Origin of the sequence: Duganella sp. CF517, assembly GCF_900110275.1 — a bacterium.
Classification (GTDB): domain Bacteria; phylum Pseudomonadota; class Gammaproteobacteria; order Burkholderiales; family Burkholderiaceae_D; genus Rugamonas.
The window spans coordinates 1-25148 of the sequence record NZ_FODC01000004.1 but is presented as its reverse complement, the minus strand read 5'-3'; the positions used below and the strand labels follow the sequence as shown (position 1 = coordinate 25148).

Annotated in this window: 21 protein-coding genes; 7 read left to right on the top strand and 14 right to left on the bottom strand. The window is 50.9% G+C overall.

Annotated features, from left to right (window positions below):
- Window positions 1-94: 94 nt before the first annotated feature.
- The 3 genes from BMX85_RS16180 to BMX85_RS30515 all read left to right on the top strand — a co-directional run bounded on the left by BMX85_RS16180 (window position 95) and on the right by BMX85_RS30515 (window position 3215).
- Window positions 95-826 carry a PEP-CTERM sorting domain-containing protein gene (locus BMX85_RS16180; RefSeq protein ID WP_090320228.1) on the top strand — a complete coding sequence of 244 codons (732 nt, stop codon included), beginning with the start codon at window positions 95-97 and terminating at the stop codon, window positions 824-826.
- Between the two features lie 339 nt (window positions 827-1165).
- Window positions 1166-1675: a hypothetical protein gene (locus BMX85_RS16175; protein ID WP_143068009.1), complete on the top strand. Its 510-nt coding sequence runs from the start codon at window positions 1166-1168 to the stop codon at window positions 1673-1675.
- A gap of 1378 nt (window positions 1676-3053) precedes the next feature.
- Complete coding sequence (locus BMX85_RS30515; RefSeq protein ID WP_177196786.1) at window positions 3054-3215, top strand: hypothetical protein; 162 nt, start codon at window positions 3054-3056, stop codon at window positions 3213-3215.
- A gap of 80 nt (window positions 3216-3295) precedes the next feature.
- Here the strand turns inward: BMX85_RS30515 and BMX85_RS16165 are convergent, their stop codons facing one another.
- Window positions 3296-3586, bottom strand: coding sequence for a Fic family protein (locus BMX85_RS16165; protein WP_090320219.1), 291 nt, complete (start codon window positions 3584-3586; stop codon window positions 3296-3298).
- A gap of 239 nt (window positions 3587-3825) precedes the next feature.
- Between BMX85_RS16165 and BMX85_RS16160 the strand changes: the two genes are divergently transcribed.
- Window positions 3826-5031 (top strand): IS110 family RNA-guided transposase, encoded by a 1206-nt coding sequence (locus tag BMX85_RS16160; RefSeq protein ID WP_143068008.1) that lies wholly within the window; start codon window positions 3826-3828, stop codon window positions 5029-5031.
- On the opposite strand, the gene BMX85_RS16155 is transcribed toward BMX85_RS16160, so the two are convergent.
- The 11 genes from BMX85_RS16155 to BMX85_RS16125 all read right to left on the bottom strand — a co-directional run bounded on the left by BMX85_RS16155 (window position 5018) and on the right by BMX85_RS16125 (window position 21063).
- Complete coding sequence (locus tag BMX85_RS16155; protein ID WP_218147361.1) at window positions 5018-5515, bottom strand: Fic family protein; 498 nt, start codon at window positions 5513-5515, stop codon at window positions 5018-5020. The genes BMX85_RS16160 and BMX85_RS16155 overlap by 14 nt on opposite strands.
- Window positions 5516-5711: 196 nt before the next feature.
- Window positions 5712-7940, bottom strand: a complete 2229-nt coding sequence (locus BMX85_RS30145; protein WP_143068007.1) for a hypothetical protein — start codon at window positions 7938-7940, stop codon at window positions 5712-5714.
- A 2-nt stretch (window positions 7941-7942) separates the two neighbouring features.
- A complete protein-coding gene (locus BMX85_RS30140; protein WP_143068006.1) occupies window positions 7943-9133 on the bottom strand; it encodes a hypothetical protein in 1191 nt (396 codons plus the stop codon).
- Window positions 9134-9265: 132 nt separating this feature from the next.
- Window positions 9266-12376 carry a type I restriction endonuclease subunit R gene (locus BMX85_RS16150; RefSeq protein ID WP_090320216.1) on the bottom strand — a complete coding sequence of 1037 codons (3111 nt, stop codon included), beginning with the start codon at window positions 12374-12376 and terminating at the stop codon, window positions 9266-9268.
- A complete protein-coding gene (locus tag BMX85_RS16145; RefSeq protein ID WP_143068005.1) occupies window positions 12376-13743 on the bottom strand; it encodes a restriction endonuclease subunit S in 1368 nt (455 codons plus the stop codon). The genes BMX85_RS16150 and BMX85_RS16145 overlap by 1 nt, the downstream gene beginning before the upstream one ends.
- On the bottom strand, window positions 13740-15578 hold the full coding sequence (locus tag BMX85_RS16140; RefSeq protein WP_090320213.1) for a type I restriction-modification system subunit M: 1839 nt from the start codon (window positions 15576-15578) through the stop codon (window positions 13740-13742). The genes BMX85_RS16145 and BMX85_RS16140 overlap by 4 nt, the downstream gene beginning before the upstream one ends.
- A 518-nt stretch (window positions 15579-16096) precedes the next feature.
- Window positions 16097-16858: a P-loop ATPase, Sll1717 family gene (locus tag BMX85_RS30135; RefSeq protein ID WP_373923739.1), complete on the bottom strand. Its 762-nt coding sequence runs from the start codon at window positions 16856-16858 to the stop codon at window positions 16097-16099.
- Complete coding sequence (locus BMX85_RS30130) at window positions 16779-17666, bottom strand: P-loop ATPase, Sll1717 family (RefSeq protein WP_143068003.1); 888 nt, start codon at window positions 17664-17666, stop codon at window positions 16779-16781. The genes BMX85_RS30135 and BMX85_RS30130 overlap by 80 nt, the downstream gene beginning before the upstream one ends.
- Before the next feature lie 33 nt (window positions 17667-17699).
- Window positions 17700-19640 carry a helix-hairpin-helix domain-containing protein gene (locus tag BMX85_RS16135; RefSeq protein ID WP_229210513.1) on the bottom strand — a complete coding sequence of 647 codons (1941 nt, stop codon included), beginning with the start codon at window positions 19638-19640 and terminating at the stop codon, window positions 17700-17702.
- A gap of 5 nt (window positions 19641-19645) precedes the next feature.
- Complete coding sequence (locus BMX85_RS16130; protein WP_229210512.1) at window positions 19646-20416, bottom strand: PP2C family serine/threonine-protein phosphatase; 771 nt, start codon at window positions 20414-20416, stop codon at window positions 19646-19648.
- The gene (locus BMX85_RS16125) at window positions 20401-21063 is read right to left on the bottom strand and encodes a vWA domain-containing protein (protein ID WP_307173834.1); all 663 of its coding nucleotides are present in this window, start codon (window positions 21061-21063) and stop codon (window positions 20401-20403) included. Before BMX85_RS16125 ends, BMX85_RS16130 begins: the two co-directional genes overlap by 16 nt.
- Window positions 21064-21320: 257 nt before the next feature.
- Between BMX85_RS16125 and BMX85_RS31060 the strand changes: the two genes are divergently transcribed.
- The 3 genes from BMX85_RS31060 (at window position 21321) to BMX85_RS30125 (ending at window position 23255) form a co-directional block, all read left to right on the top strand.
- Window positions 21321-21983 (top strand): hypothetical protein, encoded by a 663-nt coding sequence (locus BMX85_RS31060; protein ID WP_229210511.1) that lies wholly within the window; start codon window positions 21321-21323, stop codon window positions 21981-21983.
- A gap of 44 nt (window positions 21984-22027) precedes the next feature.
- Window positions 22028-22480, top strand: a complete 453-nt coding sequence (locus BMX85_RS31055) for a hypothetical protein (RefSeq protein WP_229210510.1) — start codon at window positions 22028-22030, stop codon at window positions 22478-22480.
- A gap of 94 nt (window positions 22481-22574) precedes the next feature.
- The gene (locus tag BMX85_RS30125; protein ID WP_143068002.1) at window positions 22575-23255 is read left to right on the top strand and encodes a hypothetical protein; all 681 of its coding nucleotides are present in this window, start codon (window positions 22575-22577) and stop codon (window positions 23253-23255) included.
- Window positions 23256-23346: 91 nt separating this feature from the next.
- On the opposite strand, the gene BMX85_RS30120 is transcribed toward BMX85_RS30125, so the two are convergent.
- Together BMX85_RS30120 and BMX85_RS16105 are read right to left on the bottom strand one after the other, a co-directional pair.
- Window positions 23347-24924, bottom strand: coding sequence for a P-loop NTPase family protein (locus BMX85_RS30120; RefSeq protein ID WP_143068001.1), 1578 nt, complete (start codon window positions 24922-24924; stop codon window positions 23347-23349).
- Window positions 24925-25003: 79 nt separating this feature from the next.
- A partial coding sequence (locus tag BMX85_RS16105) for an integrase core domain-containing protein (RefSeq protein WP_143068000.1) occupies window positions 25004-25148 on the bottom strand: 145 nt, incomplete at its 5' end.

The following is a 25148-nucleotide window of genomic DNA, read 5'->3' as shown; positions in this document are numbered from 1 at the left end:
ACCGCAGCAAGCGGGCTAAGCTTAGTGGTGCAACCGTCGGGCCACCAATGTCGTGGTGGTTCGCGGTCCCTTCAACCTCCTACGAAAAGCAAACATGACGATCAAATTATTCGCGGCCGGCGCGCTTCTGGCGCTGAGCGCCCTCTGCAGCCAGGCACAAGCACAAACCTGGACCCTCACCACGACCGGCCATATCGACTATGGATATGACCATATGCAACTTTTTGGCGACATACCTGACACGGGTTCCTGGATAGGACGGGACTTGACTGGCCTGGCGTACACGGAAACGATTACCGTCAGCACCGACCCGGCGCAGTGGGAGTTCAGCAACACCGCAGGTTCCGCAACTGAGCTGTACGGCAACGGTCCGGGATACACCGTCACGGTCACCGTCAACGGCCACACCAAGACCTTCAGCGCCAACGCGACCGTCAATGGGAGCCAGCTCATTTCCAGCGCACTTTCGAGCAACATCAATGGCGCTGAAGTGTCGAGCACCATGTTGGGCGTGACGGGGGGTGTCCAGGTGTTGCAAGTACAGACTTATGCGAGCAGCTATTCCGCAGCGTTTGTTCCGACGGGAAGTTTTTACCAGTCTCAAGCCTTCTCGCAAGACGTCAGCGGCGCTGAGTTCAACAAAAGCGCCTCTTTCTACTTCACAAACGATATCACCGGTCCGGACATCAGTACGATGTTCGGCGGCACGCCGGACAGCATTACCGTCACCATCTCCGCCGTCCCTGAACCATCCAGCTACGCCCTCATGCTGGCGGGGCTGGCCATGACCGGCTCGATCGCACGGCGCCGCAAGAATCGCGCTTGAAGGAACCCTCTTGATCGCGATTCATGCAGCGGGCGTTTCATCATGCTCAAATTCAACGAAGAATCGTAAGCGCCTGAGATCAACCGGCGCTCAACTGCTGTGCGGATCGTCTGATCCCTGAGAAGACCGTTTCCGCAACTTGGCGCGGACATCAAAACAAATTACGCAGGCTTACAAGATCACCAAGACCGGAGACCGCAAGACTGGGAATATCTCGAAGATGACCGAAGAAGTCGGACGGTACGATCACCAATACGATTCGACGGCTGCGCATGGGGGCACCATCTTCTGGAAATTGAATCCGGAATTCTTGAAGGTAACAAAAGGATGGGAGTACAAATGGAACGCTTATGCTTGCTGCTTCTAAGTGGCCTGCTTGCTGCCAATTTGCATGCCAAGACGCCTTCCAAAATGATAACCCTGAGTTGTCTCGCCGCCAAGGCGATGTCACCTTCCGTGAAATTGCAGCCGATCGCGACTGACAAAATTTACTCGGAAGAAGACTATAAGGACGGCTTCAACGCAACCTACTACGTCATCTCTCATGGAAAGCAGATTGGCTATGCCGAGCGTGGGGAAGAGAACGCGATCATTTACGGTGACTACCTGCTCCCCATCGCGCGGGCCCGTATGCTTCCCGGCTTTAACGTGCGCCCTACAGAGTTAAATCCATTCTCTGCAGATTGGGCGAAAGTCGGCGACAAAAACGGGAGCTATCTATGCGTCAGTTTTCCGTTTGGCGACCTTGGACAAAGCGGCGGTTTCCAGAACTATCGCAGCGCCTATTTGATTGCTGTCAACGGCAACACAGGTAGGCCGATTTTATTTGCTGCTACAGCAAGTCAGTAGTCTGGGCTTCCAGATCGGCAGTCGCACAAAATCTGCCAGAAGCGGAACAGACCACCTTTGTTTTGGGAGGGGCCGCGGCGCATCGGCCGACGCATCACAACTGAGTAAAGCGCCGAGCGCCATCGCGAAACAGTATCGACGCATATCACCTCGATTTAAAACAGCTGGTTTCAACCCCTCGCCGACAAACCTGCGCGACATGAGTAGGGTTACGTCCCTTATCTTCTCACACGCGGCCGGCGGCTAGTGTGCGGCAGACAAAACAACTGCACAAAAAAACAGCAAATCGAGTCTCCCGCAAGTCGGCTGGCAACGAATGCGATGCGCTTCCCGTCATGCCGTTAGAAATTGATAGATTTCCTCCTATCAATTTCCATATAATGAAGGCAAGCGTTTTACGAACGCGTCCCTTTCAAAATAACATGCTAAACATTCCTGCCTCAGACGCGCCGCTTCTCCTACGCAAATTCCTGTGCTTCGCCGGTTGGCATCCCTGGGTATACGCCAACCGCGAAAAGAGGAGCTGCCCGCATTGCCTGCGAGCGGAGGAGTTGGACGAGGATCAGGATCGGGAGTTTTCCCCGTCTATCTGGGTGGAAGTGCAAAAATAAATCGCCTCGGGCATCTCCAAGTTACAGGCGGCCCGCAAAGCGGCGTCAAGCTTCGCATTCCGTCTAACGTGGGTGGCAAGCGGTCTGTGATCGAGCGTTTGGTCGTCTTCCAGTTCGAAGCAAGACAGCTGCAAATTCGTGTCGATCCATCGACACCGTGCTAGGTGTAGAAGCGTTATAAAGAAAAAAAGCCCTTTGCAATCAAGGGCTTATTTTTAAGGTGGCGGAAGCGGTGAGATTCGCGCTCACAAGCACTTGTTTCCTTATTTATCAAGGACTTATAGTAGCACAGCCGAGTCATTTTGTCACACCTTATGGCACACCTAAACGCACCGTCGTGTTGTTATAAACAGGGCTTTAGAACTGCCACATCGTCGAACCAAGTGCCACGTTCCACTCTTCGATTACGCCCTTGCGAGCCTGCTAGTTCGAATCTCCAGCTTTCATTCGAACTATGCACGCAGCCCCTTTATCCCACATCCTTAAGAAGAAGACCCGAATGCTCGTGTCATACCTAGTTACCTACACTCATCGCAGGGACGTCCTGCGATTTGAGATGAGGCCAATTTGGATGAAGGTGAATTTCGGCACTGACCGGCGACGCACTGCGGCGGACGTTTCTGAAGGCTGTCAACCCAAGGGCAGTCGGCACAGATACCGGCCCGCTGGTGGTCGTGCACGACGATGGGAGCATCAGGGTCTTCAGCGAAGGGCCTGAGCCCCCAGCTATCGGATTTGTCAGCCTGGCTGAGCAAGCAGTCGCTGCTATGGCCCTGCTCCAGAGAAATGGCGCCAGGTTTGAGGCGAGCGACAGCAATTTAACGGTGTTCTGCACAATTGGCGGCGTGATGGCGATGGGCTGGGACTATTTTGAAGCGGGCATGCGGGCATATCTGCTGTCCGACGTCCAACGCGACGCTGGCAAGTAGTGATTTTTCAGGCGGGCCTCGGGCTCGCCATTTTTCCGTGAGATGATGCTCGCCCTCCTCGGCAGTGCGCTTCCCCATGCCTAGTCAAGCACTGGGGCAATTCCCAGGATATGCCAATACGGCGCAAAACCCTCCCGCACACACTCGCCCACCAACTCGATAAACGGCCCCATATCGCCGTCCACGTGCGCAGTGTCCAACGCCTCGTAATAAGCCAAGCGACGTGTCACCGGCAGCACAATGGCCGGGAAACCAGCCTTCAACAACTCCAGGTTCAACAGCAGCCGAGCTGTGCGACCATTGCCGTCGACGAATGGATGGATTTTCACAAAGTCGACGTGCAACTTAGCCGCGCGAACGACCGGGTGCACGCCCCCCCGTTACTATATACAGACCTTGATCCTCAAGGTTTTGGCCAGCCAAGTTCGGCATGATTGTTGCCCCCAGTCGCCCATGATCCGGGGGGTGTTGTCACCGAACTTGGTGGGTGGCTGGTGATCGCTGATAGGGACTTGGCCCGGGAAACATGCTGAGGCCATCCGTAACGTGGATGCCGAGACCTGCTGCCGTATGCCATTGGCCATTAGAACCTCTTGTAGCGGGAGGTCGCATGGACGCGATTGAACATTACGATGCTATAGATGTCTTTGTTGGCGTTGACGTCGGCAAAGGAGAACACCATGCCGTTGCACTTAGCAGAGCTGGCAAACGCTTGTTCGATAAGGCCCTGCCGAATGACGAAACGAGGCTGAGAGCACTGCTTTCCAGTCTTAAGGAACATGGCAAACTACTGCTGGTCGTTGACCAGCCCACAACCATTGGAGCATTGCCAGTGACCGTCGCCAGAGCCGAAGGTATTCTGGTGGCCTATCTCCCCGGCCTTGCCATGCGTCGAATCGCCGATCTGCACGCCGGCGAAGCCAAGACCGATGCGCGGGACGCCGCCATCATCGCCGAAGCGGCACGCTCCATGCCGCATGCGTTGCGCTCACTTCGTCTCGACGACGAACAGCTTGCGGAACTGACTATGCTGTGCGGCTTTGACGATGATCTGGCCGACCAAATTACACAGACAAGCAACCGAATACGTGGGCTACTGACACAAATCCATCCAGCACTTGAGCGTGTACTTGGCCCACGGCTTGACCACCCGGCTGTGCTGGATCTGCTGCAACGGCACCCTTCGCCGGCCAGCCTGGCCGCCACTAGCGAGAAGAGTCTGGCGAACAAGCTCAGCAAGCTCGCGCCGCGAATGGGGAAAGGCTTGGCCCATGAGATCTGTCAGGCGGTTTCTGAGCAAACGGTAGTTGTGCCAGGAACGAATGCCGCCACAATTGTGTTGCCGCGCCTAGCGCACCAGCTCGCGGCATTACGCGTTCAGCGCGACGAAGTCGCCCAAGAGGTTGAACGACTAGTGCAAGCGCACCCTCTTTGCTCAGTCCTGACCAGCATGCCTGGAGTCGGCGTCAGGACCGCTGCCCGACTCCTTACAGAGGTCGCTGCAAAAGCGTTTGCCTCAGCTGCTCACCTTGCGGCCTATGCTGGGCTGGCACCCGTTACCCGCCGCTCTGGCTCCTCGATTCGCGGTGAGCATCCATCGCGACGAGGAAATAAAGTGCTCAAGCGAGCGTTGTTCCTATCTGCCTTCGCAGCGCTACGAGACCCCATATCGCGGGCTTACTATGCCCGAAAGATTAGCCAAGGCAAGCGCCACAACCAAGCCTTGATCGCTCTCGCCAGACGCCGCTGTGACGTCATGTACGCCATGATGCGAGACGGGACACTCTATTGCCCCACACCGCTCACAAATGCTTGACGAAGGACATAGGGACACCCCCCTCTGTATCGTACCAATGCATCAGCGCCGCCATCTGCTCAGGCACCAGCAGCATGTCCGGCGGCACATGGCGCGCACCTGCAATGGTTACGTTCAGCTTCCGGTAGGCACCGGCATTGTCGTCATCAATCTGCTTAAGCACCAGGCGATGAAGATTACGTATCTGCCACTCACTCAGAGGCTCGGCCTTACGGACCACATCCTCCACGTACAAAATGGCATCGCGATGGTTGATGGCCTCAAAGTGCTCGCGCAGGAGCTTTCCACCGACTGTAATGCCCTCAAGCACGACCTTGGTCTCCATCAGCGTCAGCGTGTTACCCTCGATGGCGTTGGAATTGTAGGTCCATCGCAGCACCAACTCATCATGCAGGTTGCGCAGTGCCGCAGTTGGCAACGGCGGCAACGCATCGAGCTTTGCTTTGAGGGCATCGAGTTCGTCAAAATCCGTTGAAATGTCCAAGCCATGTACTCCTATAGTGACGGTCCAATGCTATCTCCGATAATAACCGCCAACCAATAACATTTCGCTCCTCGATTCCACAATAACGCATTTGGTTGAAAATATGAACAGCTATTCTTTTGTAAGATAGCAGTCATTATTTAACCAGCATGCATATAATACTTCAAGCAACAGCGAGCACCACCAAGTCCAAACGTTATATATTAGCAGCAAGTACAACCAAATAATCAGGAAGTGCTGCCGAACGAACAATTAATTTTATTTTGGAAATATATATCGGTGACAAGGTTAATCTTCCGGTACTAAGAGCGACCAAAAATTCAGGCAAGCTGTCTCCACGTCCCTTCGCCCATCCCAAAATTTGAGCTTGAATAACAAAGAAAATCTTTGAGCTAGCTTCCTCGTCGTGACAATAGTTTAACTCACTGCTCAATGCGCCGCGCAAAAAAGCACCGCGTAAAATGTCATCGTTATAGTCTTCAAAATTTCGCGGGTCAAGTACGGTATGGCCATAAATTGATTGCGTCCATTTTATCGGCTCTTTCCCAACGACAATTGGGGCGTTCAAACCCCGTTCATTGACCCGTGACGTAGCAATCAGATTGGATATAACCGCAAAAATATCACCTTGCGATATTAGTTCAGGACTCTTACTGGAGTTGAGGTAGGCAAAATCTGGTTTTATTGAAAGTTCAACTCCACTTGCACTCCAAAACAAATCACTCCCACGCGTACCGCTATTTTCAATAATATCTAATCGAGCAGAAAATTCCGCTATACTCGGGAACTCTGCCTTGAGCTTTAATAATAAATCTCGCTCAAGCTCCCATGAAGTTACTTCGCCTCCCCTTCGAGGAAGCATCAACTGATGGGCACTGGCAAACGTGAACGTATCCCTACCAAGCTCTCCGTAACACAAAAACATTTTCAAATCTGCTAAATATTCTGCTGAATCCGCTATCGTAAGTGCGGAAACATAGGCAACAATGCCCTTTGACACAATAGTTCTCAGTTGAGCATTTATGTCTCTCGCCCTAGAAAAATCGTCTAGAACTCCGAAAATAACTAATGCACTTCCGCCCGGAACAGAAGGTAAGGTTGAGAGTGCAGTCGATGCGACAATATTCAAATCGTCGACACCAGAATAGCCAGATTCAGCCAACAAAATTTTCACATTCGTAATGGAAATACCATCCACAATCAAATAATTCAAAGGGGATGGCGTAAATCGCTTAATCAGTCGAAGCAGCGGTGACCTAACATCCTGATGGGAAAGAATCAAATCAGAATCTATTGAAAAAATACTTCCCCTATGGGAATCTGCATAAAGTTGTACTTCAAAGAACCCACGTCGCGCAAAAAACTCGAATGCTTCTCTCGCCTCAGGCTTTTGAGTTACCTTCTTTATCATTAACTTTTTTAAAGCACGTTTTTCCAATAAAAATTGGTCACCTTCCAATTCGGCCAAAAAAATATTATCCTTGCAAAATTTACAATCTTCAGCGGAATAGTTTTCTAAGTACGGATAACCGAAATTTCGACCAGGGTAAAAAGTAAGATTACAGACGTTAGCCTCTCCGCAGACTGCATCATGAGATGACGCCAGAAAGAATAAAGTCGCAATATTCCCGGATTGAAATCCTTTTTCTAGAATTTTATTGACCAATCCACCTGAAGTGGAAGCAGAGATGAGCACCACATCTCGATTGGAAGCAGCAGGAAGTTTAGCAAGTCCGCCGTAGGAGCTAAACGAAGTAATCTGAACTGGCAGTTCCCATAAAGAGTTTACCAATGCAATTTTCTCCATCGCAAAGGCAACAGAAATTAGTGGTGCTGTGTCGACATATATCCTTTTCGGTTGCGCGCAGATTATGCTTCCCAACGTACAGTATCCTATCAAGGCGCATGACTTCGATGACAACGTAATATTGCTTACACGTAAAAATTTATCGGAGTGTTTACCTGAGGATTTGCCAAAATGAACTCCAGGCGGTGCGCTAACACGTCCGGAATATCTATCAAAGAGGTCAAAAAGCCAGCCATGAATCAACTCTGAGTCAATTTCAACAGGAGACTCTTCAACGGGTTCATTTTCCGAATTCACAGTAAAAGGAATTCCTACACATGTGCTTCTACCGTTCGCTACGCCGAAACCACAAATGTAAATTCGACCACCGAGGGCGTGAAAATAGCTTTGAACCCGATTAAAAAGAGTTCCCTCTAAAAATGCCTCACGTATTTCTGACTGAGGCAAGAATGGTGCTAATACATACACGCGAGCGGTCGCTGGCCTCGACTCAAATTGGTCTCGGACATCTTCGCTTATTATATTGCTGCTTAGATGCTGCTCGTCATACACTAACAGTACGGCTTCGCCTTGATAGGATTTATCTTTAAATCTTGTGCTTAGGTTAAGTGCGTGCATAATTAATAAATAGGAATTACTACGCGAACGGAGGAGCCGCTTAAATACTCGTTGGGTGTCGGCGACCTGCTAACCCTTCTATTTCCATCAAGAAGCAACGGTTTTGGCATTCCCGGTCTCAATTCAGACTCAAAAGATTCGATAAGAAATTCCATTTGCCCTGGTAGAAATGTCCTAAATCCAAATACACGCCCAGAGCGTACTTCTATCATTCCATTCACAAATTTAAGAGCGCGAAGCACTTCATAAAGTCCCATACCCCGATGCGAAACTGCCTTTACTCCAGAAACATCATCATAATGGCGCTTCAAACAGCGATGTAAGACTTCCCATTCGTCCTCAATCTTAGTAGTCTCTAGCAAAGATGTTTTCGTAAAGGATGGATAAAATCCAATGCCGGAGTCAAAAATTGATATTTCCAGCGCACCTACCTTTTGCTTCGTAAACTTGCGGAATGCTTTTGGAGAATTTTCATCATAATTTTCACCAGAAGAAACTGGACTATTTTTCTCTATTTCGATTCGTTTAAATATAAGTCCGCGCAAACCACTTTTTTTGACAGGGATTCCATTTAGGTCCAGCCGACCGTGCAAATCCGTATTTTCAAAGAGCTCAGCCACTATTGTGCCCATTGCCTGACTGAATTTTATAGCATGTTTGGCGGATGGCATGCCGGTGGACAGACTGGCCATTAAACGGTCCACTATTGATTCAAATTTATCTTTCGCAATAGATGGACTTCCTGACTTGCTATAAAGTGAGTGTGGACGTCCGTGGCCTCTACTATCAGCGCACAACATTATCTGCACGTCAGAGAATAAGTCTGCTTTTGGAATAAATTTATAGATGCGCTGCCTACTTTCCTCGACATCAATTTCAATTTTTTCCCCGCTATCTCCCACAATTTTATGTACCGCCGAATCAATACATAGAAGAACTGCGAGCAGTGGAAACAGAGTAGGCGAGTTAAATACAAAATTCGCTATAGAGCGTGGCCACCAAACCTCGATTTGGTTGCTCTTCTGTGCCAACGATATAACTCTTTGTATTATTAATACTTCAGAAACATCGTACTCTATACTTTTGAGGTAATCGGTGGAAATCTGAAATATATATCTACCGGACGACTTATATACTTCAACAAAATCGCTCGGCGCTATTAGCCCTAGCGGCAACACAATTTTCTCATCCATAATAATCTTCCATCAATTCCAACAAGGCGAGCTTCGAGACTTAGACCACTTCGTATTGCAAGCTACCACACAGAGAGCACATAATGTCAGTATTTCAAAATCATATTTTCCCATCGGATGCGCTAGTGAGAATTAAGGTCTAATGCCATCAACATTAGAACGCGCACGTAACGCCTCATACAGCTGAGCAGGTCCGAGTAAAGTTTCCTTCAAGCCGTCACGTACTCGCTGCGAATCCAAGGCCTGCGTACTCATGCTGGTATGGGCATCAAGTGCATCCATGATGGCATTGAGGAGCGCATTCGACAGGTCTGGCGAGTTGGCGAACTGCTCCTTGCTGTTATTGGCAGCCTGCTGAATCAAGGTCTCGTTCTCAAGCAACTTCCCCTTAATCACGCCATTCACGTAGACGAGCTGGTCGTTGTCGGACAGTTCGCCTTCAAATAGACCGTTCACCTTTTCGATGATTTCGTCAAGGTAGCCCTTCTCCTTGTCTTGGGCCGAGCCGCTACCGGCACCATCCATCGGTGGCAGCTTGGGTTTCTCACCTTGGCCCAAAGTAAGCGCCTGCTTGCCGATATTCTTCAGGGTGTGGTGTGTCAAGGTCACATTGGACAAATCGACCGTATCACGCTCACGTCCAAACGCCAGCAGTGGCAACAGCAGCTTGTAGAACAGGAAACGCTTTTCGATGTCAGTGTTACCGTAATCGAAAATCTGGGACAAGAACGAATACAAGCGGACGAACGCACCCATATCATTCTTGAACAACAATAGGGCTGCCATTGCGTCCCTACCCGCCTGTGAATTCTTTTCGTCGTTTTGGGCTTCGGCCGCCACCTTCTGCGCTTGCGCCGACTTGAATCGCGTCAGCAGTCGGTCAGCCACCGGCGAAATCGCAGCGAGCAGTTGGCTCTGCGTACCCTTCGGGTCCGTCGCGACCTTGGCCACTCGGTCCACTTCGAAATCGTCATAGTGACCAGCGCTATCGAGCTTCGCACGCAGGTCGTACACCATATGAGGGTCAGTCGTTGCCTCAAGCTCGGCCGTTTCATAGTAGGTCTTGAACGCAGCTAGCACTTCTGCCGCCTCGTTTACAAAGTCAAGAATATATGTAGTGTCCTTGCCAGGCGCAGCGCGATTCAATCGCGAAAGGGTCTGTACTGCCTGGATACCGCCCAGCTTCTTGTCCACATACATGCCACATAACAGTGGCTGGTCAAATCCAGTCTGGAACTTGTTGGCCACCAACAGCAAATGGTAATTCTGCTCGTTGAACGCTTCGCGGATATCGCGGCCCTTCAACCCAGGATTAAGGTCCTTGCTGACTTCACTCACCGGTTCAGGGAAGCTGGCCGGGTCATCAACCTCGCCGGAAAACGCCACTAGAACGCCCAGAGGATAGTTCTGCTTTTGGATATATCCTGCAATCTCTTTCTGCCAGCGTACAGCTTCCTTTCGGCTGCTGACCACTATCATGGCCTTGGCTCGCCCTTGCAGAAGCGGCTGCACGTTTTCGCGGAAGTGCTCGACTACGACTTTGACCTTCTGGGCGATGTTGTACGGGTGCAGCCGAACCCACTGCATAATGCCCTTCATTGCCTCGCTCTTCTCGACTTCCTTTTCGTCGTATTCCTTGCCGTCGTTGGCGAGCTTGAACGCAAGCTTGTAGGTCGTGTAGTTTTTCAGGACATCGAGAATGAAGCCCTCTTCGATAGCCTGGCGCATTGAGTAGACGTGGAACGGCTGTGGCAATCCATCAGGACCCGGTCGACCAAAAAGTTCCATCGTTTTCGATTTCGGCGTGGCTGTGAAAGCGACATAGGTAAGTCCATCGGCGCCGGTACGCGCGGCCATCTGCGCAGCGAGTAAGTCCTCGGTCCCGATTTCGCCGCCGTCCTGCAACTCAGCCAGCTCTTCGGCTGACAGCAGTTGCTTCAGCTTAGATGCTGCCTCGCCTGTTTGTGAACTATGGGCCTCGTCAGCGATGACGGCAAAGGTCTTGCCTTCTGTGCTGGAGAGCTCCTGCACAGCCTTCAAAGCGAACGGAAACGTTTGAATGGTACAAACGATAATCTTCTTGCCGTTCTTCAGCGCCTGCGACAACTGAGCGCTCTTGCTGCCGTTCTCGTTGGTGATACTTTCGACGACGCCTGTAGTGCGTTCGAAGTCGAAGATGGCCTCTTGTAGTTGGGAGTCAAGCACAGTGCGGTCCGAAACCACCAGCACGCTATCGAATAATTTCTTGTTGTCCGGACCATGCAAATCCGCCAGGAAGTGAGCTGTCCAAGCAATGGAATTCGTCTTTCCCGACCCGGCAGAATGCTGAATCAGATAACGTTCGCCAGCACCATTGGCCAGCACATCAGCCACCAATTTTCGCGTTGCATCGAGCTGATGGTAGCGTGGGAAAATCACGCTCGTCATCTGCTTTTTGTCGTTGCGCTTTCCGATTAGGTAACGACCAAGAATTTCCAGCCAGCTGTCTCGAAAAAAGACATTTTCCCAAAGGTAGGACGTCGCATAGCCATCAGGATTGGGGGGATTACCGGCAGCACCACAATTGCCCATATTGAAGGGGAGAAACCGCGTCGCCGTGCCTGCGAGACGAGTCGTCATCTGCACCTCTGCCTGGCTAACGGCGAAGTGCACCAGCGCTCCGCCAGGGAACGACAGCAGCGGCTCGACCATTCCGCCTTTAGGTGCAGGGTCACGGTCATAGCGGTACTGGTCAACGGCATCCTCCACGCTCTGCGTGAAGTCCGATTTCAGCTCCAATGTTGCAACCGCAATACCGTTCACGAAGAGCACCAGGTCGATGGACTCATGCCCCTTGTTGAGCGAGTGATGCACCTGACGGACCACGCGCAGCCTGTTCGCGGCGTAGTGCTGCTGGATGACCGGGTTGATGGCAAGCGCTGGTTTGAACTGCACAAAGGACAGCGGCTTTGCTAAGCCCAGCATTTCGACGCCACGACGCAGCACATCGAGAGTGCCACGTTCGTTCAAATTCTTGCGAACACGCTCAGCCAGGTTCTTGGCGGTCGCGGCACCGTGGGTTTTGTTCAACCGTTGGAAGCTGTCTGGCTGCGTGACCTCCAGCCATGCCGATAAGTCTGGCATGTAAATTGCGTTCTGCTTATCATAATTTGCAGCATCGCCTTCCGCGTACAACCAACCTTTGGCCAGCAAATGTTCACAAATGGCGGCTTCGAAATGGAGTTCCTTGTGCAGGCTAGACATTAGGAGGCGTCCTGAATTGTGACTGGCTCTTGTTGAACTTCTCGACGAACATCGATTTTTCCGGTGACGGCTGCGGAGATAAGAGCGCTACGACGTTCCTTTAACAGACCTATCCCCCGGGTCGCTTCTACAGTCAACAAATCAAGACGACATATTTCACTATCTAAAAATTGAACAATTGACTCTTGTTCCGCTAAAGGTGGACATCCAGCGATTAGTGCAGTAATCTGTTCAACGTTCAGATTCATTTGGGTGCTCACGGTAGCCATCTGATGCATTGGTTTCCTCATTGCGCCCAAAAGATAATAGAAATACGTTAAGTCTGTTCCGTGGTTTGGAACCAGACCTACTACACTATCTGGAAAAAATGCAGCAAAGTCTAAGATAGCCACATCTCCAACATTTGCCGCAATAGCCATCACTAATGTACCTTTCGGAAATTCCTTGCTAACGGCCGCACCTTTCTCATTTAAGGTCTGCTTATAGCTCGAAATATAACGGTCAGTTCCTGTGATATCACCAGTCTGGACGAACGGGTAATCACCATCATAAAACGCGGGGTCATTTCGTGGCCTATGTGTGAATTTTCCTCTGAGTACCGCTGCAAAGTGGCGTAGGTTTTTAACAGTCCAATGCTCCGGTACCTCCCCCAACCATTCCACGCCAGATTCCTTCATCGACGCATTTGGATTCAATCCCTTGGTAACTGCGTGGGAGATGGTAGCTTGGCGTTTTTCGGCGAGCAGCGTGATGAGTTTTTTTTGCTCCGAAATCAGTTCGTCAATTTTGGCGGTTTCGTAGTCGAGGAAAGTAAGAATTTCCACTTGCTCGAGCAGCGGCGCCACCGGCAATATTATTTTGCCAATCATCGTGCCATTTAAGTTCGCCAATCCTGTTGTCGAATTAGATAGCAGGTCAAACTGGAGCCGAGCCAAATCATTATTCATGACGAACCAAGCGAGCTTTGGAAGAAAAGTATCCGACAATCTAATACGCTGCATGAAATTAGAATAGCAACATTCAAGCTTAGCGATATCCTCCGTTACAAGCGTCGTTTTACCAATATGCAACGAGCTGCCACTTGACTTTGTCACCAGCAAATCGCCTGCCTCCAATCGCGCAAATGTCTTTTCGGACTCAGTTAATTTACGCAAGGCTGGGTCATCCAGTTTCCAGCACCCAGCAACAGTCTGCTCGGTTGAACGAAGGACGAGAGTGTCGGAAATGCCATCTGGCTCATCGCCCCAAACACCTCCGTCGTTACGTTCAATTACCCACTTAAATGGCTTCACTACCCAATGGTCAGGCACCATCCCTAGCCATTGAACACCGCTATCTTTATATTGCAAGTATCGTCTTAAGCTCATTCCGCCAACTCCTCGAGCATCTTCATGATTGTGGCTGTGACGCCCTTGAGTTCCTCGTCGATGGTATGCAGGTCACGCGGCGGCTCGAACACATAGAAGTGCCGATTGAACGGAATTTCATAGCCGACCTTAGACTTGTCATGGTCAATCCATGCATCGGGCGCATGCGGCAATACCTCGCGCTCAAAATACGCCTGAACCTCATCGACCAGCGACACGTTTTCTGTGTCGCGCAATGAGCTGTCAGCTTGCGGCAGGCCCTTCTGCTTGCCCTTCAGCCCTACTACAACTTTGCCCGCCTCGTCGTACATTGGACGCTCAACAGTAATGGTCGTGTACCCAAATTCGTGGTTCTTAAACACGCGGGATATTGGTGCGACCTTGACCTTTCCGCCTTCCGGCGCATCCGGCGCTTTATCACCAGGTGCCAATACCTTTCGCTCAACCTCATTGCCTTTGGCATCAAGCACCGCGACCAGGTCGCCCTCGCTAAAGTCGCCGAACAGTCGCGTAATATCAGCAATATGGTCATCGGACATCTCCTTGCGCTTACTGCCCAAGCTCTTGCGCATCTTCTGCCAGAAGCTGCTGGCGTCAATGAGCTGCACCCATCCTTTGCGGTCGTCAGGCTTCTTGTTCGACAGAATCCAGATATAAGTCGAAATTCCGGTGTTGTAGAACATGTCCGTAGGCAGACCAATGATGGCCTCGACCAAGTCGTTCTCGAGTACGTAGCGACGAATTTCACTCTCACCAGAGCCTGCACCACCGGTGAAAAGAGGTGAGCCGTTCAGCACGATGCCGATGCGGCTACCGCCATCGACGGCCGGGCGCATCTTAGCAATGAGGTGCAGCAGGAACAGCATTGAGCCGTCCGACACGCGTGGCAGCCCTGGTCCGAAGCGTCCATCGAAGCCCTTCTCCGCAGCCTCCTTGCGCACTTCCTTCTCGACCTTCTTCCACTCGACGCCAAACGGAGGATTGGAAAGCATGTAGTCGAATTTCTTGCCCCCGTGGCCATCCTCTGAAAGAGTATTGCCGACTACGATGTTGCCGACATCCTGGCCCTTGATGAGCATGTCTGCTTTGCAGATAGCGTACGACTCGTCATTCAGTTCCTGGCCAAACATGGTCAGGCGAGCGTCAGGGTTGTGCTCAGATAGATACTCACCCGCGACGGACAGCATGCCCCCCGTACCGGCCGTAGGGTCATAGATAGTGCGCACAACAGCATTACCTGGCGTGAGCACATCATCGTCCTCGATGAACAGCAAGTTCACCATCAGCCGGATGACTTCGCGCGGGGTGAAGTGTTCACCGGCGGTCTCGTTAGAGATTTCAGCGAACTTGCGAATCAGCTCCTCGAAGACCAAGCCCATGTCGGCATTGTCCACGACATTCGGATGCAGGTCGATGTTCGCGAACTTCTCGACAACAAGGTACAGGAGGCCTGCTTTGCCGAGACGTTCTATTTGGGTATAGAAGTCGAACCGTTCGAAGATGTCGCGCGCTGCTGGCGAGAACGCCTGTATGTAGGCGTAGAGGTTCTGCCGGATGTGGTCCTGGTCGCCCAGCAGCGTTGTCAGGTCCAGCGATGATGTATTGTAGAAGGATTGGCCTGCCTTACGTACCAAGAACGGCTCTGGGTTCAGCCCAGCCTTGGTCTTGGCATCAAACTCCGCTAGTACTGCCGGTTTCGTGGCTTCCAGCACGCAGTCGAGGCGACGTAATATGGTGAACGGCAAGATGACCTTGCCATAGTCGGATTGCTTGTAGTCGCCGCGCAGAAGGTCGGCGACCGACCAAATGAAAGACGAGAGGGCTTGATGATTCATTGTTGACCAGCTTTCGAATGATGCGAAAAAGATAAATTCTACTGGGCATCATTCTACTCTGCCATTAGGTATTCCGGCGCATCATCTCCTTCTCCCACAGCGTAAAAAGGAGCGCTTCTGACCGTTTATTCTGCCGCCCCCCTCGCCCCCCCCCAAGCAGCCCCATAAGGCCGTTCAACTTTCAGCGCTGAAATTTGCGACAAGCAACGTAACGTTACCGTGTAACATTAAGCCCAGAGCTTTTTTAACATTATGCAAACAATGGTGACAGCTCTAGGATAACGAGTTCGAATCTAAGGAACAACTTCCTAGCTAACTCTCCCTTGGCATGCTGCACTGGCAGCGCCACTTCTTAATGGCAGATAGTCCTCGTGGAATATTTTCATAATAGTCAACATCACTCTACTGCTAAAAATTCTGCAAACCAACTCGGCTTCTTCTGGCTAAAGAAAGCTTATCATAGAATTGATAGCACAATATAAAAATATTACAAAAAATAAAAGTAATGATTCAGTCGCTTAAGGTGGAGTTGCCCCACTCACGCGCTCAGTTCGAATTCGCTCTACCGTATGTACAGCTTTCCGGAAACAGGGATGAATCTGTACCTCTTCGAATAATGGTTCATGACGGTCAGAGTAGGCATAACAGGTTTTGCTCCCCCCCTGGCCTCCCTGCACGAAATCTCCGATAAAACCTATTTCATATAAAACTCTTAAAAACTTGTTTAGGTCAATATCATCGACAATTTTATTAAACCAGTCGGCATTGAGTTCGACCTCAGCAGTAAGTCTCAGAAGCATTTCTTCAATCTCACTTTTCTTCAAATGATATTTTTGACGGAAAAATTTTGTCTTCCAAAAAGAAAAAATTGTTATTAGCCCTGGATATTGATTTGAATACTCGGTGCACAAATCATCAAGCTTCCAAGATGAGTAGGCCTGCTCTGAATCCTTCAATTTCTCTGCGCTAGGCTCCCCATTCTCCACCGACTCAGTGTAGTATCGAGCAAGTTGTATTAGTTCACGTGGGCGCCCTAACGTCCGTTCAATCATCCAGTTATCCGTATTACTTGTACCCACAGTTACAGGAAATACCGTTTCAAAAGGTGACGTTAAATGGCTCAAAAGAAAATTCGACCTATTGAAGTTTATTCTTTTATTTAATATCCTCAACAGATTTTCGTGCGACCATCGTAACGGCTCAATATCTATACTTGTCTGAATGTTGCGTCTTTGTAATAAGAATAGAGTAAACGTCCTCACGTAGAAAAACGCAGACATATATATTCTTTGAGAGCGCGGCAAGCGCATTTGTCGCACTTAACAGTCCTAACAACAAATTATTTGCAACAGTGGAGTTATCCCATCCTAAATCTAAGTCGTCTACCAAAACCACAAACTTAGCTCCTCCGTCTGCTATTGCCTTCACATGATGTTGCAGAGAATCGACCTCCGCAACGTTGCGAAGCTCTCTTTCCAACGTAATTCCGAAATCACCAAGTGACCCTGCTTTAACCTTTAGCTTAGATAAAATATCAGAAATATTCTCCACGAAATCTTTGGAGGTACGATTCATCTCCAGTGCGACTTTACGGGCGAACTCTAGGTTTTCCTCTACATATTTTCCCTTAGCACTATTACCCACTTGACATAGGCAATCCAAAAATACTTGGCGCAGCCATGTGTGCTGAAAGAAAATTTCCTGCCCAAATCCACCGTTAGTTATATCATCATCATTTAATACATTCCTAATAGCATTAAATGTTGGCGAAAGATTTACCACATACGTCTCATCTTGAATCTCAAACGTTTGTTCTAATTTCTTTCTAAGAGCGCTCTTACCTGCACCTTTTCTTCCTACTACAATATTTTTAGACTTATTACTTAACCTACTAAAAGCGTCAGATGCTATAAAGTAGTCAAGAAGATAAGGGTCACGCTCAGCGCTATCATCGCCCCAATTTATTTCAGAAATTCTCACATTCACTCCAATATTAAATATTTTAAATCCAACCAATGACAAGTTTTTGCAAAAAAAAATAAATAGGGCGTCATTATAAAAACCATTTTGATGACAATGAACGCTCACCTTACGCGCCGTGCTAGCCTTTGCACGCTTTGTCTAGAAAACTGACAAGTCCTTTTCCGCTTGCGCAAGTTGCTTCGCCGCTGCCTCTAAAGTAGGCAGCGCAGCCTTTTTTCTGCTCTCCGATACCGCAGCAAACGACTTCAACTCACCCAGGCCAGCTTCGAGAGCTCGTTCAATCTGAGCAGCTCTAGTACCAAATTTTTTCCGAATTGCATTGGTATCTGCTGGCTTGAATGCTAGGCTAGGGTTATAAACAAACTTACGCTCACAACTTGCTTTCCAGTCCATCATCGCACGCGTATTTCTTTCACCAAATCCCTTGACCTGCATCACGGCGTGCTTCGATACATCGGCTGCCGTTTCGATGCCGAAAGAACGCAACGCGGCCTTCCGCCCAGGCCCCACGTTTGGAATAGTAGCTACATCAATGAAGCACCTCTCGAGAAACTTTTTCTTCTGCCTTTCTTGAGCAGTATTTTTTAGGTGAGTAATTTCATGCTGCTCCATTTCTGGAATCTTTCTATACTCATCACGCAGGGCCGCCAGCTCGGCTTTCTTCGCGAGAAATCCTTGTGGCCCGACTGACGAGGTTATTTGCTGCACGAGCCGGTCGAAGTTTGCTTTTGCAGAGTCTCTTGACTGCTTCCTCTTCCGATGTTCGTCCGCACGAGCCTTGTTTTCTTTTGGACTGCCGAACTGCCAACCCAAGACAGCGACAATCACGGCTGGAATAACTAGCTTCATCGACTGAGCAATCATTAACAAGCCACCCAGGACAGCTATTATTCGAATCCACAACTGGCCACTCTCCGCCATCGCCTCTGCTGAAAGTGGCGTCGCAATGAGGGCGAAAACAGGAATGGAAGGGAATACGAATGCGGATGGAAGGGGCACCAACTCTAAGATTGGCCAGAACTTCCCCATGTCGAACCCCGTGACTGGCCTTACATAGGCCACACCTGTATCTGTGAAATAGGAAACACCAATCTTCTCAAGCGAGCACCAAGTACACTCTGCAAGGTGGCCCGGATATACATGCAACGCCGAACTAATGCACTTTTTCAATCCGCCGCGAACAGCATCCAGCGCAACAACCCACTGCCTTGCTGTAGGGCGAGCAGTACGAGCACCCTGCTCAGTGAATGCTAGATGAAATAGCTGCTCCACCTCAAACGGCAACATCGACGTCGGAATAGACCGTGGCGGTGGGCCGATGCCTCTGTACTTCCCATCTCTTGCGTAGGCATAGCGGAATTCTTTAATATCGCCTTCAAGGGAATCTCCGACTCCGTCTTTTTGCGGTACCCCTGCGTACGGATGTCGCCCCCCGAATAAGGTGTGAAAAATTAGCAGGGCGAGTCCAAAATTGTCGTGATTTACAGTTCGACGAAAGCCTGCAAACGATGAGAGACCTTGTAGCTCAGGAGGCGTGAAATGAGACACGCCCACCTCGCAAAAGTGAATAATACCGTTAGCGTCCACTTGGAAAGAATCACTGTCGATAATCACTACCGTAGTATCCTTGCCAACCATGACGTTACCTTGGTTTACATCACCAAGAATATGCCCTTCCGCATGAAGCACTTCAAACGCTGCGGCGACATTCCTTGCAATGAATAGCAGGAAGTCCCACGCTGCATTAGGGTGATTTTGCCTACGGTGAGCTGGGCTGTACAACATCTGAATCGAAGAACGGTTCGCAACCTTGGGCATGAGATATCCAACCACTGCACCGGTCTTGGAATCACTAAGAGTGTCTTGCGGCCACGCGACATATTTGAGGAGCTTTTCTGACGAATGCACCGCCATGTAGCGGAGCTTATCCTGCTTTTTCTTGTCAGGGACCTTGTGGTAAATTTTTGCGACTTTGCCCGACTCCGGCGCAAGTTCAAATACGCTACCCTCGCCACCACGGCCAAGTTCTCGACTTACGGTTACGGACTCCCCACGCGACGTAAGAAAAGGTTTTACCACGTCTTTCACTCATTAAAAATTGCGACGACCAGAGTTTTATCGTCGTCAGTGCGAGCGTTGACGCGCTCACTGTTCAAAAAGTTGGTAACGGCCAAATGAAAACTTTCTTCTTCATTAGGCGTGGCGCGGCGCAATCCGTCGAAAAATGCGCTAAAGAAGGGGGGGTGCGGCGTGTTTGTAGGCAACTGGAGCGCAATCCGTTGCAATCCGTCACTGAATACAGCAACCTCAGTAAGCTGAGCTAGATACTCACGCGTCTGTAATATTTCCACGGCATTTTCATCAGTTACAAAACTGGTCATATTTGCGTATTCACCGGACATCGGTATTATGGCTAATTCCAATCCCCTGCCAGCATTCAACACTATCCCACCATCTCCAATCTGCATTGCCAGCGAGGCTTGAGGAAGAGCGACAATGCCCAAGAATGTGCAGGCCAAGTCTCGCATTACCAGGCTATGCTGGGCCGCGTAGCTTTCCAGGCGCATGCGAATACCCAATACACATTCAACAGCCAACTCATCTGTGATGCCGAACTCTCCAGCCGCCACTTTATCTGCCAATACCTCGGCAGCCGCTTGCATTGCCAGCTCGGCGCCGACTCCACCGTGTGAGGCACTCCCTGCCCCGTCGGCGACGAATATTGCTAAAAATGGGCCGTCAGCAAGCGAGTCAGTTTGAAACCAGCAGCTGTCTTCGCATCCGCGATTAGTAGATATGTGCGACGTACCGGCGACTGATGCACCAACCGCAAACCAGCTCAAACTGAAGCCCATCCGGTCGGAGCAGTCAACTGAACTTCGGTACCTGGCGTCGAGCGTGACACCGAGCGAAGTGAGTTCGACAGCCAGCTAAACAATTCTCGGAATTTGAGTTCCTGTAGCGACAAAGGAGACCGCACACTAATCTGGCTCAAAATTTCCATGTTCGCTCCTTTCACTCCAATCGCGAAGAACGCAAACGACTTAGATGTCTCCCCTTCCTTAACTGCCGCTGCGGCGGTCTGCCAAGAATCGGTGGGTGCTCCATCAGTAATTAAGAAAACCCAGGGTCGGTAGAATGCGATTCCATTTGCGCGGTATTCGGCTTTTCTGTCGCGAAGCAAGTCAAGTGCCTGAATGATTGCAGAGCCCATGGGGGTATCGCCGCGCGCATTCAGAGCAGGGGGGTAAAAGGCCCCTGCCGACGTAAATGGCAGTTCAACTTGCGTTGGACCGAATGTAACAATAGCGACCTCGACTCGCTGCATCGCGAGCGAGTCAGCCGCAAGCTCGTCTCGGAACGTCGCAAGTCCTGCGTTCAATTCCGAAATTGCAGCACCGCTCATACTTCCGGACACATCAAGTAGCAGCACGCACGGACAACGCGGTTCGGGATTGTCTGCAAAGCCAGGGTCAACAAAAGAAATTTGGTCACTCAACACGTTCTCCAGCATACAGGTAAGTTAAAAAAGTAGTAACCGATGATAGTTGCTTTCCATTAAAGAAGAAAGGTGTTTCGAAATCAGCTAGCTTCTGTTGTGACCTTCAACGTCCGAGATTCATCGAAGCCTTAACCGTTCATGATGGAACCAATGTATCAATCCGCCTGACTACACGCAGTGGCACTACATCGGAAGCCGGTATCGGAAGGTCATGCATATACATCGTCGGGACGTCCCGGTCGGTTAAAATCCTGGCCATGACCACCTACAAATGGCAATTCGCCCCTCGCTTCCGCCGCAACGCTTTCGGCTGGAAATCGGACACGCCCATCCTCCGCATCAAAGAAGCCCTCGCTGAAATTAAGGCGGTCGCAAAGAAAGAGCCCGTAATGGCCGCCGAGGGTGCCGTGCTGTTCCTGGAAAAGCTGGCGCCATCCATTGAGCAGGTCGACAGTTCTTCCGGCGGTATCGGCAGCGCCGTCAACCGCGCCATCGAAACGCTCGTGCCCATCATATACAAGGCAGACGTGGCGTGCCCCGTTCGTGAAAAGTGGCTGGACCGGCTGTTTGAGGCACTCCAGGAAGACGATATGCCGTACCTGGAATACCTCGGCGACTTCTGGGGCGAGCTATGTTCGACACCGGAGATTGCTGCAAAGTGGGCTGACTATCTGTCGCCGACGTTGACGACAATGTGGGACCATTGCGCACGCACTGGCGAATACGGCTATTCCAAAGGGACGATTCCGTGCCTTAGCGCGCTATATGCTGCTGGCCGTTACGACGAGCTGATTTCATTGGTAGCGAAGTCGGAGTATCGACACAAGTCCTGGCATTACAGGGTGTGGGGCGCGAAGGCCCTGGCGGCCCAAGGTAAGCGCGCCGAAGCGATTCGGTACGCTGAAGAATCAAGGGGCTGAACGCTCCCCTGGCGGCGATTGCGCAGTTCTGCGAGGGCGTTCTCTTGGCATCGGGATTCGCCGACGAGGCATATGCGCGCTACGCCCTTGAAGCTACGTACGCGACGACTAATGTGGCGACATTCAAGGCCATCGTCAAGAAATACCCAGACAAGCCCAAGGAGACTATTTTGCGCGACCTGGTTGCGCGTCAGCCAGGCCAAGAAGGAAAGTGGTTTGCGGCGGCCAAGGGCGCGGGCCTGTTCGACTTGGCAATCGAATTTGCGAACCGCAGTCCGGCAGACCCCAAAACGCTTATTCGCGCAGCGAGGGATTTTGCCGTCAAGCGGCCAGAGTTCGCCATGGCGGCTGGAATGACCGCGCTGCAAGGCGTCATGCGCGGATACGGCTATGACATTACCGGCATGGACGTGCAGGATGCGTACGCGGCCGTGATGGAGTCGTCGGTCAATGCGGGCGTGGATGAGGCCAAGGTCAAAGCCGACGTAAGGCACTGATTGCCAACAACCAAACTGGCGGCGAATTCGTAAGGCGCATTTTAGCTCACCGCATCGCCGGGTAACCCAGGTACGATTGAATGAGATAGAGACGATGACGAAGACCACATGGCAGCTAGAAAATGACAGGCGTCGAAAAATTGGTAATCTCATGAGCTCGTCATACTTCATGACGTTCGAGGATTTTAAAACTGTCTTAGTTCCGGCGCTGAATCGATTCCCCTGTGTCGGTGAGGCATCAGGACTGTCCGACGGGCTGACCACATTACTTTGGCACGCCAGCACCAAGCATGAAGCCAATGCCGAACCTGTTGAACGTTGCGTAATAGCCCAAGCACGCGATAGCTTAATTGGAGCCATTCATCCATCTGTCTTGAAGACTTGCTCACAGTTGCGCCATCACTATGAAGTGCTGCGCCGAGCAAAAAATGCAGGCTGCGATACGGTCCGAGTCGTAGTCCGCGCGGAATGTAAATGCCTTCACGCGAGCCTCGACGGTGTAGAGCTTTCAGTCAGCGATGCACTTTCCGCCTATTACGATGGCACCTCTAATGCCCCCCTGTTCCCACCTGCGGAAACTTATTGCGCAGGGCTCGATAGTCCCGACATGTGCAGCGTCTACTTAACGGCAGTAGAGCCTCCCGCACCGGACGACGACGCAGAGCTCGCAGCGCAAATCAGGAAAATATTGCGCCCTGATGCTGAAAAAACGTTGCCAGAAAATTGGCGAGACCTGATAGGAAAGCGACAATTCTCCGAGCTAAAGCCCGAGTAAATAATATGAAAAAAAAGGCACCAAGACCGAAGTCCCAGTGCCTTTAGTGCCCAAACTCTTCAAGATGCCGTCAAACCTACGACAGCCTCCGCTATGCAGCTTCAGGCAGCTCATACTCACCGTCAGAATCCGGTGAAATGAGGTCTTCCCTAAGGCACAGCTCCACCACTTTTTGGGACATTCCATCCACACGCTGCTGGCCCACAACGGCCCCAGGCAAACGCAGGAGAACATCTTTCAAACCGCCTGAAGACCATGAAGTCCCCTGCATCAGTAGACCCATGCCTCGATTCGTATCAGAAGTCGCGACAACAAGCTTCCATTTGCTAGTAGTCTTTGCCCACATTGGGCGCAGCCCGAATTTCTCGAGCTGCCGAATGAGAGCCCGACGCATCTCGTCATCCAAGTCCGACGACATGATGCGGCCGATAACATCGCGAATACGCCTTTGCGACTTCACTGCCTTGCCACCAACCTCCTCGTAAAAATCGACACGTCGGTTAAGCAGCAGTGAAAGGCAAACATCGCCATCACGTTGAACATTCTTGACCTCAACCGTCGTCAACTGACACTCCTCCAAAATCGCCGTCAACCATTCCTGGCTGGGCAGCTCTTCTGAAGTTAAAGCGACGTATCCTGCAATCAGCGGACTATACAAATCCGCTGCACGAGCTTCGTGACCTAGGCCGACGAGCATCCCGCGCACCACCTTTTGAGTGGAGGCAAGAACATCCCAGCGGCCCATCAGCAAACGGCGAATTCGTGCGCCCAGCTCGATGATTTTGTCGCTGTTCGACGAGGCGAGGAGCGGATTGGACATACGTGGGCCGCCTTCTGAAGGCATCTGCATCTGAATTTTGACGGTGCGCGATTCGGCAGGGCCGTCAAATACCGGCAATGCAATTCCCGCGACCAAAATTCCCGCCGGTGCGTTGAACGACCTCATTCGGCCTCCGCAGACGCGCGTAAAGCGGGCATCTTTGGAATTCGTGAACGAGGTCCTCAATAGCTTAAGAAATTCTTTCAAAGACTGCTTCGGGGTATCACGAGCTTCGAGCTCATCGACCAAGAGAGCCGCAGAACGGTTCTCTAACTCATGAATGACCTGAGCTGTCGTGGGAATACCGTCACGAAGAAATGCTTGTGGTCCAAGCATTCCATTCAAGAGATTAATCAGTGTCGTTTTGCCAGACCCACTCTCGGCGGTCACAGCCAAGATTGGGCGATTGTCGACGACGGCGCCGAAAACCGCCGTCGCAAACCATCCCAGCACTGCCACACTGCCGAAACTTGTCTGAAAGTTGAACCCCTTGATTACTTCCTCCAGCCGCTGAACTTCTTCCTGCGTTGCAGCTGGAGTATCGAACGAAAATCCCAAACCTGGTCCAGATTCGTAAATAGCAGCGCCAGGCGTTGTATCGACTGGTTCGCCATTAGATTGGTACACCTCGTTACCAAAATGCACCAGGAGCTTGCCAGCATCAACATAGAAGCCGGGGCTCCGGATTTTCGACAGGTCCACACGGCCCAGCCCATCACATTCGTTACGAATTATCTCCGCAAGAATTTCAGGGCTAAAGACCTCTTTCTCAAGCTTAGTATCGTATTCCGCGTAATGGTCATGGCAGTATTTACTACCGACAACTGCACGAAGCGTATTCTCGTTCAAAGACCTTGGACCGAGCGTTACCAACCGCCCCGTCTTCCTGGGTAATCCTCCCATTTTTAGAGCGCGCTAAAAGTAGAGGTTAAGCGGCCAAGGCAAGCTTCTGTTTTGGGGTGATGCCACCAAGTGCCATGTTCGGCCGGTCGTGATTGTAAGTACATAGCCATCGGGTTGCAAAATCTTGTATCTCATCGAGCGTGTCGAACAAGTGATGGGCCAGCCAATCG

Excerpts from the sequence above, each read along its gene's own strand:
- BMX85_RS16180 (WP_090320228.1), top strand. The coding sequence starts at position 95 with ATGACGATCAAATTATTCGCGGCCGGCGCGCTTCTGGCGCTGAGCGCC.
- BMX85_RS16175 (WP_143068009.1), top strand. The coding sequence starts at position 1,166 with ATGGAACGCTTATGCTTGCTGCTTCTAAGTGGCCTGCTTGCTGCCAAT.
- BMX85_RS30515 (WP_177196786.1), top strand. The coding sequence starts at position 3,054 with ATGGCCCTGCTCCAGAGAAATGGCGCCAGGTTTGAGGCGAGCGACAGC.
- BMX85_RS16160 (WP_143068008.1), top strand. The coding sequence starts at position 3,826 with ATGGACGCGATTGAACATTACGATGCTATAGATGTCTTTGTTGGCGTT.
- BMX85_RS30145 (WP_143068007.1), bottom strand. The coding sequence starts at position 7,940 with ATGCACGCACTTAACCTAAGCACAAGATTTAAAGATAAATCCTATCAA.
- BMX85_RS30140 (WP_143068006.1), bottom strand. The coding sequence starts at position 9,133 with ATGGATGAGAAAATTGTGTTGCCGCTAGGGCTAATAGCGCCGAGCGAT.
- BMX85_RS16150 (WP_090320216.1), bottom strand. The coding sequence starts at position 12,376 with ATGTCTAGCCTGCACAAGGAACTCCATTTCGAAGCCGCCATTTGTGAA.
- BMX85_RS16145 (WP_143068005.1), bottom strand. The coding sequence starts at position 13,743 with ATGAGCTTAAGACGATACTTGCAATATAAAGATAGCGGTGTTCAATGG.
- BMX85_RS16140 (WP_090320213.1), bottom strand. The coding sequence starts at position 15,578 with ATGAATCATCAAGCCCTCTCGTCTTTCATTTGGTCGGTCGCCGACCTT.
- BMX85_RS30135 (WP_373923739.1), bottom strand. The coding sequence starts at position 16,858 with ATGTCTGCGTTTTTCTACGTGAGGACGTTTACTCTATTCTTATTACAA.
- BMX85_RS16130 (WP_229210512.1), bottom strand. The coding sequence starts at position 20,416 with ATGGGCTTCAGTTTGAGCTGGTTTGCGGTTGGTGCATCAGTCGCCGGT.
- BMX85_RS31060 (WP_229210511.1), top strand. The coding sequence starts at position 21,321 with ATGACCACCTACAAATGGCAATTCGCCCCTCGCTTCCGCCGCAACGCT.
- BMX85_RS30125 (WP_143068002.1), top strand. The coding sequence starts at position 22,575 with ATGACGAAGACCACATGGCAGCTAGAAAATGACAGGCGTCGAAAAATT.